This is a genomic window from Persephonella sp. (assembly GCF_027023985.1).
Lineage (GTDB): Bacteria > Aquificota > Aquificia > Aquificales > Hydrogenothermaceae > Persephonella_A.
This window is the reverse complement of sequence record NZ_JALVTW010000005.1, coordinates 1-13,078: the sequence shown is the minus strand read 5'-3', so window position 1 is coordinate 13,078 and position 13,078 is coordinate 1. Positions and strand designations below refer to the sequence as shown.

Genomic DNA, 13,078 nt, shown 5'->3' with positions numbered 1-13,078 from the left:
AAAAGTAGCCCTTCCCGGAGGTTGTTCAATAGGCACAAGACCTGTTGACCTTCATCTGAAAGCCCTTAAAAAAATGGGTGCCAAAATCAAGGTTGAACATGGATATATATACGCAGAAGCCCCTTATGGCCTAAAAGGAGCAGAGATAAACTTTGAAAAAATCACAGTTACAGGAACAGAAAATATCCTGATGGCAGCTGCTCTGGCAGAAGGGGAAACGATTATAAAAAATGCTGCAAAAGAACCAGAGGTGGTGGACCTTGCAGTAATGCTGAAAAAAATGGGTGCGGATATAAAAGGAGAAGGGACAGACACCATTTATGTAAAAGGTGTCAAAAAACTTTCAGGAACCACACACAGCATAATTCCAGACAGAATTGAAGCAGGAACATTTGCAGTTTTATCTGCATTATTTGATGGTCAAATTATAATTGATAAATACCCTGAAGAATATCTAAAATTTGTTCATCAGATACTAAAACAGATAGGAATAACCCCTGTAAAAATTGGGGAAGCTCAGTTTATATTCAAACCAGAAAATAGCCTTAGACCTGTAGATATAGAAACAAAAGAATACCCATACTTCCCAACAGACCTGCAGGCACAATTTATGACCCTTTTATCCGTTGTAAAAGGAACTTCCACAGTAACAGAAAATATATTTGAAAATAGATTTATGCATGTGCCGGAGCTTAAAAGATTAGGGGCAGATATAGAAATAAAAGAAAAAACTGCCATTATAAAAGGCGTTGAAAAACTATCAGGGGCAGAGGTCAAAGCAACAGACCTGAGGGCAAGTGCAGCAATGGTAATAGCCGGTCTGATAGCAGAAGGAACAACAAGGATATACGATATATACCATCTGGACAGGGGATATGAAAATATAGATTATAAACTCAGTAAATTAGGTGCCAGAGTTTCACGGGGAATTCAGGAATTATAAAAGATGTTTAACATCTTTATCTTCTTTTGCAAACTCCTTCAAGGATGAATCCAGCTCAAAAGCCTTTTCTAAATACTCTTTTGCCTTTTGATTTTCACCTTTTGAAGCAAAAAGGCAGGCTTTGTTGTAAATCGCCGTTGCTTTAAGGGATTTGTCTATTTCAACTGCTTTATCATAAGCCTTTAATGCTTTTTCATATTCTCCAAGTTCTTTATATGCAATTCCCATGTCCATATAACAGTCTGCACAGTATTTGTATAACTTTAGAGCCTTTTTAAAAGCTTTTATAGCATTTTCATAATCTCCTATATCCAGATATGTATTTGCCAGATTTTGCCAGCCAAGAAAATATGAAGGATTTATCTCAACTGCTTTTTTATAAGCTTCTATAGCTTTCTGATATTCTCCTATATCGTAATAAGCATTTCCCAGATTGTTCCAGTAGTTCTCATTTTCAGGATTAAGTTTTATTGCCTTCTGGTAGCTTGATATCGCTTTTTCAGGGTTTCCTGTTAGCCTGTAAACAATACCCAGATTGTAATAATAATCAGGGTCATCAGGATTAAGTGCAATTGCCCGATTATAGTTTTTTATGGCTTTTTCCAGATTACCTGATTTCCTGTATGCAAGGGCTCTGTTGTAATAAAAAACAGGATTGTCAGGGTCTAACTTAAGTGCTTTATTGTAATTTTTTATTGCATTCTCGTAATCTCCCAGGCTAAAAAATGCAAATCCTAAATCATTAAAATACTCAGGTTTTTCTTTAATTTTTATAGCTTTTTTTAGATAGTTTATTGCCTTTTTAAAATTTTTCTCCTCAATGAAAATATTTCCCAGATAATAGTAAGCCTCAGGATCTTCTCTCCCTGAATCTATATATTTTTGAAGTAATTGTTTTGCTTTTTCTATATTTCCGGTGTGGTAGTAAATAATTCCTTCGGCAAGGAGATTTTCAGGAAAGGGCTTCTCTCTAACTTCTTTTAAGGCAGTGCTTATATCCCCTTTTTCCAAAACTTTGATAATATCCTCAACCATACCATTAATTATATGCCGTTTTTGATATAATTAAATTCTAACTAAATCTGGAGGTAAATCCTTGAAAAAGAGAGTAATTTTAGCCTATTCAGGAGGACTTGATACTTCTGTTATTGTTAGATGGCTTACAGATAAAGGATTTGAGGTAATCACCTATACTGCAGATGTTGGTCAGGGAGAAGAACTTGACGAAATTCCGGAAAAGGCAAAAGCTTCAGGAGCTGTTGAAGCAATTGTAGATGATATTAAGGAAGAGTTTGCAAGGGAATACTGCCTTCCCCTTATGAGAAGTGGAGCTTTATATGAAAATAGATACACATTGCTTTCAGCATTATCAAGGCCTCTTATATCAAAAAAACTTGTTGAACTGGCACACAAATATGATGCCCATTATGTAGCACACGGTTCCACAGGAAAAGGAAATGACCAGGTTAGATTTGAGACATCAGTATGGGCACTTGACCCGGATATAGAAGTTCTTGCACCTGTAAGGGACTGGGAATTTAAATCAAGGGATGAAGAGATAGAATATGCTAAAAAACATGGAATTCCTGTCCGGGCAACAAAGGAAAAACCATACTCCTATGACAGAAACCTGTGGGGTGTGGCAATAGAAGCCGGACCCCTTGAGGATATATGGCAGGAACCACCTGAAGATGCATTCGAAATCACAGTTAATCCCCAAAATGCACCTGATACTCCAGAATATATAGAGATAGAATTTGAAAAAGGAGTGCCTGTGGCTATAAACGGCAAAAAATATGACCAGCTGTGGCAGTTAATCTGGGACTTAAATGAGATTGCAGGTAAACACGGCGTTGGCAGAATAGATATGGTTGAAAACAGACTTGTTGGAATAAAATCAAGGGAAGTTTATGAATCTCCTGCAGGGCTTATTCTGATAAAAGCCTATGATGAAATAGAAAGCCTTGTTTTAGATAGATTTACATACCACTACAAACTTACCCATGTAGCACAGCCTTATGCAGACCTTGTTTACAACGGACTGTGGTTTTCAAAACTTAGAGAAGCGTTAGATGCATTCACCTCAGAAATAGCACAGCTTGTAAACGGCGTAGTCAGGTTTAAATTGTATAAAGGAAATGCCCAAATAGTTGGAAGAAAATCTCCAAACGGGCTTTACTTTGAAAAATTGGCAACATACAGCCCTGAAGATGAATTTGACCACAAAGCAGGTGAATACTTTACAAAGGTCTGGGGATTACCTCTAAAAGTATTTGCAAGAGCAAACAGGAGGAAATGAAAGGAGAAGATTTACTTTATAAAACGTTCAGGGATGCATTAAAAAAGGTATCCTCAGAAAAGAATATCGCTGTTGCAGATGAAATCTTAAACTATATATCTCAGGTTTTAGCCCTCTACTACAGAGGGCTTCCCCTTTATCTTATAGATGTTGTGGAAAGCACCCCTTTCAGAGTTTACAAAACAAAAGGTGATGTTGCCCTTTTACTTGTTGGTCTGTTTACAGAGTGGATTAATCGGGCTAACAGACCTCTTAAAGAGCAGGATTATATAAATGCAGGAAAACTCAATTATTACAACGCATATATGTATCTAAATATAAATTTTGGCGAAGTTCTGCAACAGGAGTTTGAAAAACTAAGTCCATATCAGGAACCTTCACAGGTTTTAATGGGGCATATGGATATATTCAGGGATATCAGTAGTAATTTTGAAAAATATGCCTATCTGCTGAAGGAATACAGGGAAGAAAACAGACAGATATCAAATCTCCTTGATATGTTTAATGAACTTCGCCAGCAGTATCTACAAAGATTTCTTGAGGATTTATAACCTTTTCTGATTTTTCACACCTATAGGCTATAATAATTAGGTTTAAAACAAAAATGGAGGAATCCCATGTCACTCGGTGAGTATAATCCGGCAGAAATAGAGGAAAAATGGTATGGAGAATGGCTTAAATCAGCTTTATTTACACCTGATATAGAAAGTGATAAAGAGCCTTTTGTAGTGGTGATGCCTCCACCAAACGTTACAGGTTCACTTCATATAGGACATGCATTAAATATGACACTTCAGGATATATCAGTCAGATACAAAAGGATGAAAGGGTATAACACACTCTGGCTTCCTGGATTTGACCATGCAGGAATAGCAACCCAGTGGGTAGTAACAAGACAGCTTGAAGAGAAAGGAATAAACAAATTTGATTTAGGAAGGGAAAAATTTATAGAAAAGGTTTGGGAATGGGTTCCTGTTGCAAGGGACACAATTAAGAAACAGATAGAAAAGATTGGTGCCTCATGCGATTGGACAAGACAGAGATTTACCCTCGATGAAGGCTTTGCAAGGGCAGTTAGAGAAGCTTTTTCAAAGCTTTACAAAGAAGGTCTTATTTTTAAAGCTCCTTATATCGTAAACTGGGACCCAAAAGACAGAACGGCCATATCAGACCTTGAAGTTGAGTATGAAGAAGAGAAAGGAAATCTCTGGTATATAAAATACCCTGTTGTTGATGAAAATGGACAGGAAACTGGAGAATATATCGTCGTTGCAACCACAAGACCTGAAACAATGCTTGGTGACACAGCAGTTGCAGTTCATCCTGAGGATGAGAGATATAAACACCTGATAGGCAAAAAGGTTAAACTTCCCTTAGCACCTGAAAAAAGAACAACATGGGATGGCAAAGAAGTTTCAAATCTGATTCCTATAATAGCAGATGATTATGTAGACCCTGAATACGGAACAGGTGCCGTAAAAATAACCCCTGCCCATGACCCTAACGACTTTGAAGTAGGCCAGAGACATAATCTGCCTATGGTCATTGTCATGGATGAAGCTGCCGTAATGAATGAAAATGCAGGTAAATACAAAGGTCTTGATAGATATGAAGCAAGAAAGCAGATAGTTAAAGACCTTGAAAATCTTGGATTACTGGAAAAAGTTGAAGATATTATACACAACGTAGGCCATTCCCAGCGTTCAGGTGCAGTAGTTGAACCATATCTTTCTGTCCAGTGGTTTGTAAACACAAGAGAACTTGCCAAAGCTGCCATTAAAGTTGTTGAAGGTGGGGATATCAAATTTATCCCTGAAAACTGGACAAAAACATACCTTAACTGGATGTATGAGATTAGGGACTGGTGTATATCCAGACAGATATGGTGGGGACACAGAATTCCCGTATGGTATTGTCAGGAATGTGGAGAGGTAAATGTCTTTTCAGATGAACTTTTTGAGTCTATTCCTGAAAAAGTAATCTTTAATATGTATGGAGATACAAGAATTAGCCAGATTTTCTCATTTGAAGAAGTTAAAAACTATCTATACGGCAAAAACTTTAACCAGCCGGACAAAACAAACTTAGAATTTTATGAAAAATTTGTATTTAACACAGAAATACCTGAGCTTAAAACAGAAGAAGCCCTTAAGGAATTCCTTGAAAAGACATACAAAAAAATCCCTGTTATGAATCCTGAAAATACTCCAGATAAAGAGAAAATAGGCTTTGTTCCCCATGCAGTTTTCTACCTATACGTAAATGGATATATAGGAAAAACATTTGATGAAAATGATGTATATAACGCCTATCAGGAACATAAGGATGAGATTAAATACATCTACAACATAGTTTTAAACGGAATTAGAAAAGAAGATATCTTAGAGGATAAAGAAAGATTAAAAAGCTGGCTTTACGACCATGCTTACGGAAACTGCAAAAACGGAAGAATTTTCTTTACAGAAAATAACGGCAAATACAGCATAATAGAAGATTTTATTCTTGAAAATAGATACTTCATTGACCTTTCCTGCCGCAAATGCGGAAGCAGAAATTTAAAACAGGAAGAAGATGTCCTTGATACATGGTTCTCTTCTGCACTGTGGCCTTTTGGAACATTAGGCTGGCCTGAGGACACACCAGACCTTGAAAAATTCTACCCAACATCATTGCTGGTAACAGGCTTTGATATTATCTTTTTCTGGGTTGCCAGAATGATAATGATGGGAATGCATTTTATGAAAGAAAAACCATTCTCAGATGTTTATATCCACGCCCTTGTTAGAGATGAAAAAGGAGAAAAAATGTCCAAAACCAAGGGCAATGTTATAGACCCACTGGATATGGTTGAAAAATACGGGGCAGATTCCCTGAGATTTACACTGGCAGCACTGGCAGCACAAGGTAGAGATATAAGACTTTCTGAAAAAAGAATTGAAGGTTATAAACATTTTGCCAACAAAATATGGAATGCCTCAAAATATGTTCTTACAAATATGGAAAACAACAAAAATCTTGTGTATCAGGATGTTAAATCCCTCAAGCTCTCTTATGAGGATAAATGGATACTTTCTTTACTTCAGGAAACAATAGAAAAAGCCCAGAAATATATAAATGAATACAGATACAACGATTATGCAAATCTGCTTTATGACTTTTTCTGGCATGAATACTGTGACTGGTATCTGGAGTTTTCTAAGGAAAGGGTTTATAAAGGTTCAGACGAGGAAAAATCAGCAGCACTATCAACACTTGTTTATATTCTGGACAAATCTATGAAGATGCTCCACCCGATAATGCCATTTATTACAGAGGAAATATGGCAACAACTACCATTTAAAGAAGCAGAATATCTGCCTGTGGCACCATATCCAGAAGTAGACGAAGAACTTAAATTTGAGAAAGAAAAACAGCTTGTTGAATCTCTAAAAGAGATGATTGTCTCTATCAGAAATGTCAGGGCAGATTTTGGAATTGAACCATCCAGAAGACTCGATGTTTACATTAAGCCTAAAACAGAAGAGTTTGAAAAATTAATTTCCTCTATGGAACCGGCATTAAAACTTCTGGCAAAAATAGAAAACCTTCAGGTATCAACAGATATTCAACGTCCGGCAAATACGGTAGTAGCTGTATCAAAGATAGGAGAAGCATATATAGATATTGCTGGCACAATAGATGTGGAAAAAGAGATAAAAAGACAGGAGAAAATATTACAGGATATACAAAAATCTATATCAATCTCAGAGAAAAAACTTTCCAATGAGAACTTCCTGAAAAAAGCGCCACAACATGTTGTTGAGAAAGAAAAACAGCTTTATCAGGAGCTAAAAGAAAAAGCAGAAAAAGTCCAGAAAATCATTGAAAGTCTAAAAGAGGTTCAAACCTCTTGACATTAGGCACCTGTATTGATATATTATTTAATCCATCCAGCGTTCCCGAGTAGCTCAGCTGGCAGAGCAGGCGGCTGTTAACCGCCGGGTCGGGGGTTCGAATCCCTCCTCGGGAGCCATTTTTCCTTATTTATTCAGAATTTCCATAATCCATTTAATCTCTGAATATCCAATAGTATTGCCTATAAAAAACCGTTTAAATTCTACTTTGCGTAAATATCCTCCTTTTTGTCTTGCTTTTCTAATTAATAATAATTACTATTATTGATATAGACTAAAATTTTAGGAGGGTAGCAAAATGGATAAGAAAAGATGGATTACAGACTGGTTTCCAGAAAGATTAAATCTAAGGCCTTTGAGGCAAAACTGTTCAACATCAAATCCTTATGGAGAAGGTTTTAACTATGTAAAAGAGTTTAATCAGCTTAATTACTTCCAGTTAAAAAAAGATTTAGAAAAACTAATGACCACATCTCAGGACTGGTGGCCTGCAGATTTTGGACATTACGGACCTCTTTTTATAAGATTGGCGTGGCATAGTGCAGGAAGCTACAGAGTTTTTGACGGTAGAGGTGGAGCAAGGTCAGGTGCTATAAGATTTCCACTAAGAATAGACTGGCCGGATAATATAAATCTGGATAAGGCGTTGAGGCTTTTATGGCCTATAAAGAAAAAGTACGGTAAACAACTATCATGGGCTGACCTGATTATACTTGCAGGAAATGTTGCCCTCGAATCTATGGGAGTTAAAACTGTTGGTTTTGCAGGTGGACGGGAAGATATCTGGGAACCTGATGAATCTGTAGACTGGGGTCCTGAACATGAAATGCTTTCAGGAAAAGAAAGATATAAAGATGGTAAACTTGAAAAACCATATGCAGCCACAGAGATGGGTCTTATTTATGTGAATCCTGAAGGTCCAGAGGGAAATCCAGACCCTTTAGCCTCAGCAAAACAGATAAGAGAGGCTTTTGGAAGAATGGGAATGAATGATGAAGAGACTGTTGCACTTATTGCAGGAGGACACGCATTTGGAAAATGCCACGGTGCAGGCCCTGATAAGTATTTAGGTCCTCCTCCAGATGCTGCACCTGTTGAGCAACAAGGGCTTGGATGGAAATACGACTATAAAACAGGAAAAGGGCCTGACACATTTACCTCAGGATTTGAAATAGTCTGGTCGTTAACTCCTACCAGATGGGGTATTTATTTCTTAAAGTTTTTATTTGAGTATGAATGGGAGCTTACAAAAAGTCCTGCAGGAAAATATCAGTGGGTCGCAAAAGATGCACCGGAAATGCTCCCAGACGCCCATGACCCTTACAAAAAGCACAAACCTATGATGTTGACATCTGACCTTGCACTAAGGTTTGACCCTGAATATGAAAAAATATCAAGGTATTTTCTTGAACATCCGGAAGAGTTTGAAAAAGCTTTTGCACTGGCATGGTATAAGCTAACCCATAGAGATATGGGCCCAAAAAGCTGTTATTTTGGCCCAGAAGTTCCAGAAGAAACATATATATGGCAAGACCCATTGCCTGAAAGAGATTACGAACTGATAGAAGAAAACGATATAAAAGTCTTGAAAGAAAAAATTCTATCCTCAGGTTTAGAGATTCCTGAACTTGTCTATACAGCATGGGCTTCTGCTTCCACATATAGAGATTCTGACAGAAGAGGTGGAGCAAATGGCGGAAGGATTCGCTTATCTCCTTTTAAAGATTGGGAAGTAAACCATTTAGAAAGACTTACAAAAGTATTATCCGTTTATGAAAAGATAAAAAATGAGTTTGATACTGATAAGAAAAAGGTGTCTATCGCCGACTTGATAGTCCTTGGAGGCAGTGCTGCAACAGAAAAAGCTGCTGAAGAAGCTGGATTTAAAATAACTGTTCCTTTTGTGCCAGGAAGAGTGGATGCAAGGCAAGAAGATATAGAAGAAGAATTTTACAAAGCCATTGAGCCATTTGCAGATGGATTTATAAACTATATAAAAGACCCTTCAAAAGCAAAAGCTGAGGAACTTTTAGTTGATAAAGCTAATCTGCTTACTTTAACAGTGCCAGAGATGGTGGTTTTAATAGGAGGATTGAGAGTTTTAGGAGCTGTTTATAGATTTGACGACACTGGTGTATTGACAGATAAAGCTGGTACTTTAACAAATGATTACTTTGTTAATCTTCTTGATATGGATACAGAGTGGAAGCCTGTAGATAAAAATCATTACCTTTTTGAAGGCTATGACAGAAAGTCAGGTAAGCAAGAATGGAAAGCTACAAGGGTTGACCTGATAATAGGCCATCACAACGAACTTCGTGCCGTAGCTGAAGTCTATGCATCAGATAAGGAGAAGTTTATATCAGATTTCGTAAAAGCATGGGATAAGGTTATGAATCTTGATAGATTTGATTTAAAGTTTAAAAATTAACAGACTTGTATCTTCCCGCAGGGATAAGATATAAGGGAAATTCCTCGGTTCCTATACCGAGGATTTCTCTAACAAGATTGTCATAAAAAGCACCTACAGGAACACATCCAATATCTAATGCAGTTGCTTGTAATAATAGATTTTGGGCAGCATGTCCTGCTTCCATATCAACATATCTTATCCCTCTATTTCCATATTTCCTTGTAATTCTACTGTAAACCCCCGTTATTACAAAACATACAGCACCATTTTTCACCCATTCTTGACCAAGTGCTGCCTGGAATAGCTCTTCTCTGAAATTTCCTGCTTTTATTTTTAATATTTCATGGCTAAAAGGATTGTATTTATATATTCCGGACTCAAGGTCTATGACATTCCCTGCAACCACATAAATTTCAAGAGGATACAGAGTACCTGCTGAAGGAGCTGTTCTAAACCCTTCAGAATGGGTAACTCCCTGAGCAGCCCATAAAAGTTGTGAGATATCTTTTAATGTAAATGGAGTTTTTAAGAACTCTCTGATGGATTTTCTTTTAAGCAGAGCATTTTCAATGGAAAAATTACTGTCCAAAACAGGTTCGGGCAGTTGAATAATTTTCATTATAACTCCCTTTTTGAATAAAAACTATTTCCAATATATAGTTTAAGCAAGGACAAATCTGTTATAATTAAAGAAAAAAGCGAGGTTGGGAAATGGATTTATCTAAAATACCTGCAGGAAAAAATCCTCCTGAAGATATCTATGTAGTTGTAGAAATTCCACAGGGAAGTAGCATTAAGTATGAAGTAGATAAAGAAAGCGGTGCTGTTTTTGTTGATAGATTCCTTTATACTGCAATGTATTATCCATTTAATTACGGATTTATTCCAAATACACTGGCAGAGGACGGAGACCCAACAGATGTTTTGGTGATATCATCTCAGCCTGTTGCTCCAGGAAGTGTTATCAGAAGCAGACCTATAGGAATGCTTGAAATGGAAGATGAGGAAGGGATAGATACAAAAATAATAGCAGTTCCCGTTTCAAAATTAGATAAAACATTTGACGATATAAAAGAAGTTAATGATTTGCCACAGGCCACCCTTGATAAAATTAAACACTTCTTTGAGCATTACAAAGAGCTTGAACCAGGGAAATGGGTTAAAGTAAAGTCTTTCAAAGATTCTAAAACTGCAATGGAAGATATCAAAAAATCTATAGAAAGGTTAAAAAAGTCTTGACAACGTCCTAAAGATTTATTATATTATTCTCCTGTCTTTCGGAGTGTAGCTCAGGTGGCAGAGCACGTGCCTTGGGAGCACGGGGTCGCAGGTTCAAGTCCTGCCACTCCGACTTATTTTTTCCCATTTTGGAAAATGAATAGGTTTTTAGTGGCTACGGGCCCGTAGCTCAGCTGGATAGAGCAACGGACTTCTAATCCGTAGGTCGCAGGTTCGAATCCTGCCGGGCCCACCATTTAGGTTGAATATTTTAAAAATTTGACTATAATATTAATCCCATTGGCGCGGGGTGGAGCAGCCTGGTAGCTCGCCGGGCTCATAACCCGGAGGTCGAGGGTTCAAATCCCTCCCCCGCAACCATATTGATTTTACGGTCGTAGGTTCTAAACGGGTTCTTAAATCTATACTCAATCCAGTAAAAGCCTTCTATTTTATCTTTTTCTATTCTGACTTCTTCAAGTACATTTTTTATTATTTCCCTTGCCTGAGATACATCCATACTTAGGACATTGTCTATCTGCTCAAGGAGTATATCTATTACCCCATCGTCAATTTCTACACATTCTATTTCTTCAAAAGATTTAAGTTCCAGCTCTAAAAGTCTTATCTGCTCTTCGTATTCCTGTATCTTTTTGGCTATGGTTTTGCTTGGATTTTCCTCAAATATCTCCAGGAAGCTCTGGAGTTTTTTGTTTAAGGTTTCAATTTCTTTTTCTATATCTGATTTTGTTTTTTGCTTAGAATATAAGGCTTTTAGCTGATGCTCCAGTTCTTCTTTAAACAATTCTCTATTTTCTATTAAATGCTGTTTTATAGCGTGTATAACAAGGGTATTCAACATATCTTCTCTGAAACTTGCTGTTATATCGCAGGCTCCTACTAAAGCCTGTCTGCATTTGAATGAAACCTTAGAATGTTTTATTAGATTACTTCCACACTGGCATTTGATAAATCCGCCTAAAAGGGTAGTGTATCCTACTCTGTTTTTGCTGTTGTCCTGTCGCTGTCTTGATACTCTTTTTCTGTTAGCCTCTTCCCAGATTTCCACAGGAACTATCTGTAAATCTGGTCTTTCAATCCTTATCCACTGCTCTGGTGGGTTAGGTATTTTCTTCCTTTTGGAAAATCCTGGTATCTTACGATACTGGTATTTGTTCCAAACTATTACGCCTTTGTATATTTCATTTGTGATTATTTCCCTTACAGCTGTTAAAGACCATTTAGCTCCCCGTGGAGAAGGAATACCTCGTTGGTTTAGTATTCTTGCTATCTCTTTAAAACCTTTTCCTGATATGTATAATTCAAATATCTCTTTGACTATTTCTGCTTCTTTTTCGTCTATGTAGAGTTCTCCGTCCTTTAGTTTGTATCCAAACTTAGGAGCAAATACAGCCTTTCCCTGCTGCAATCTGCCATATAAACCTCTCCATGTGTTTTTTCTAATGCTTTCTACATATTGTTCATCAGCTATACCGTTTGCAGATAATAATAACTCTATATTTTCCTGCTCAGTAGATATTCCCTGTGAAACGAATATAATGTTTACCCCATAGATATATTTAAGCTCCCTTACTCTTAGCTTTATTTCTGCTGTATCTCTTGAAATCCTGCTTGTGTGGTATGTATATATTTTCTTTATCCTGTGCTTTTTTACATACTCAAGCATTTGCTGATAAGCTTCTCTATCATCTGAAAGACCGCTTTTAGCCTCATCAAAGAAAACAGCAACAACCTCATCGTTCTGTTTTTCTGCCTCTATCTGACAGAGAATAACCTGGTCTTTGATAGACTTTTTGTCCTGATTTTTAGAACTGTATCTTGCGTATATAACTGCTTTCATGCTTTGACTACCCTTACTACTCCTTTTTCTATTTTGATTTTTATAATGCCTCTTTTCTCAAGTTCTTTCAAATACTTTAGAGAGATAACTGCTATTTTTTCTACTACTTTATCTTTCTCAACCGTTTTCATATTACCCCTCTAACAAGGCTTTTATATATAAAACGGAATTTTTCATTTGCCTGATGTCAGTTTGTATTTTTTGTTTTCTTCTTTTCTCTTTTTCCTGATTTCAGCAAGAGTTTTTAGCTCATCTATAACCTCTTTTGTTTTCCCATTTTCAAGCTTTCTAATCCATTTCTCATAAAGTCTTACATCTGAGAATCTCATCTTAAATTCCCTCCTTTTTGTATTTGATAAATAGCAGCAAAGAATAAATCCAAAGGGTTCCTACAATTAGAGGCAAAACATACTGAACGAAGGCTATAAAAAGCTGTAAGACAGAATTTGTC

General features: G+C 36.9%; 10 protein-coding genes and 4 tRNA genes. 10 read left to right on the top strand and 4 right to left on the bottom strand.

All coding sequences use genetic code 11. The features are described 5' to 3' along the window. Positions 1 to 943, top strand: a 943-nt coding sequence (gene murA / locus MVE07_RS00885; RefSeq protein WP_297452853.1) for a UDP-N-acetylglucosamine 1-carboxyvinyltransferase, incomplete at its 5' end; no start/stop codon positions are given. Here the strand turns inward: murA and MVE07_RS00880 are convergent. Continuing rightward, positions 938 to 1,978 carry a tetratricopeptide repeat protein gene (locus tag MVE07_RS00880; RefSeq protein ID WP_297452851.1) on the bottom strand — a complete coding sequence of 347 codons (1,041 nt, stop codon included), beginning with the start codon at positions 1,976 to 1,978 and terminating at the stop codon, positions 938 to 940. The two genes, murA and MVE07_RS00880, sit on opposite strands and share 6 nt — an antisense overlap. 61 nt (positions 1,979 to 2,039) lie before the next feature. Between MVE07_RS00880 and MVE07_RS00875 the strand changes: the two genes are divergently transcribed. The 5 genes from MVE07_RS00875 (at position 2,040) to katG (ending at position 9,566) form a co-directional block, all read left to right on the top strand. Then, the gene (locus MVE07_RS00875; RefSeq protein WP_029523303.1) at positions 2,040 to 3,242 is read left to right on the top strand and encodes an argininosuccinate synthase; all 1,203 of its coding nucleotides are present in this window, start codon (positions 2,040 to 2,042) and stop codon (positions 3,240 to 3,242) included. After that, a complete protein-coding gene (locus MVE07_RS00870; protein ID WP_297452848.1) occupies positions 3,239 to 3,793 on the top strand; it encodes a hypothetical protein in 555 nt (184 codons plus the stop codon). The genes MVE07_RS00875 and MVE07_RS00870 overlap by 4 nt, the downstream gene beginning before the upstream one ends. A gap of 66 nt (positions 3,794 to 3,859) precedes the next feature. Then, positions 3,860 to 7,135 (top strand): valine--tRNA ligase, encoded by a 3,276-nt coding sequence (valS, locus tag MVE07_RS00865; RefSeq protein ID WP_297452847.1) that lies wholly within the window; start codon positions 3,860 to 3,862, stop codon positions 7,133 to 7,135. A 43-nt stretch (positions 7,136 to 7,178) separates the two neighbouring features. Then, positions 7,179 to 7,254, top strand: a tRNA-Asn gene (locus MVE07_RS00860). A 179-nt stretch (positions 7,255 to 7,433) separates the two neighbouring features. Continuing rightward, positions 7,434 to 9,566: a catalase/peroxidase HPI gene (gene katG, locus MVE07_RS00855; protein ID WP_297452845.1), complete on the top strand. Its 2,133-nt coding sequence runs from the start codon at positions 7,434 to 7,436 to the stop codon at positions 9,564 to 9,566. Here katG and MVE07_RS00850 read toward each other — a convergent pair. Then, a complete protein-coding gene (locus tag MVE07_RS00850; protein WP_297452844.1) occupies positions 9,556 to 10,167 on the bottom strand; it encodes a SagB/ThcOx family dehydrogenase in 612 nt (203 codons plus the stop codon). The genes katG and MVE07_RS00850 overlap by 11 nt on opposite strands. A gap of 92 nt (positions 10,168 to 10,259) precedes the next feature. Here MVE07_RS00850 and ppa point away from each other — a divergent pair, with 92 nt between their 5' ends. From ppa to MVE07_RS00830, 4 genes are all read left to right on the top strand, one after another. Then, positions 10,260 to 10,787: an inorganic diphosphatase gene (gene ppa / locus MVE07_RS00845; protein WP_297452842.1), complete on the top strand. Its 528-nt coding sequence runs from the start codon at positions 10,260 to 10,262 to the stop codon at positions 10,785 to 10,787. A 39-nt stretch (positions 10,788 to 10,826) separates the two neighbouring features. After that, positions 10,827 to 10,899 (top strand) — tRNA-Pro (locus tag MVE07_RS00840). 46 nt (positions 10,900 to 10,945) lie between these two features. After that, a tRNA-Arg gene (locus MVE07_RS00835) sits at positions 10,946 to 11,022 on the top strand. 48 nt (positions 11,023 to 11,070) lie between these two features. Next, positions 11,071 to 11,147, top strand: a tRNA-Met gene (locus MVE07_RS00830). A gap of 1,476 nt (positions 11,148 to 12,623) precedes the next feature. On the opposite strand, the gene MVE07_RS00825 is transcribed toward MVE07_RS00830, so the two are convergent. Then, positions 12,624 to 12,758, bottom strand: a complete 135-nt coding sequence (locus tag MVE07_RS00825; protein ID WP_297452839.1) for a hypothetical protein — start codon at positions 12,756 to 12,758, stop codon at positions 12,624 to 12,626. A 42-nt stretch (positions 12,759 to 12,800) separates the two neighbouring features. Continuing rightward, positions 12,801 to 12,956: a hypothetical protein gene (locus MVE07_RS00820; RefSeq protein ID WP_297452837.1), complete on the bottom strand. Its 156-nt coding sequence runs from the start codon at positions 12,954 to 12,956 to the stop codon at positions 12,801 to 12,803. Positions 12,957 to 13,078 lie beyond the last annotated feature (122 nt).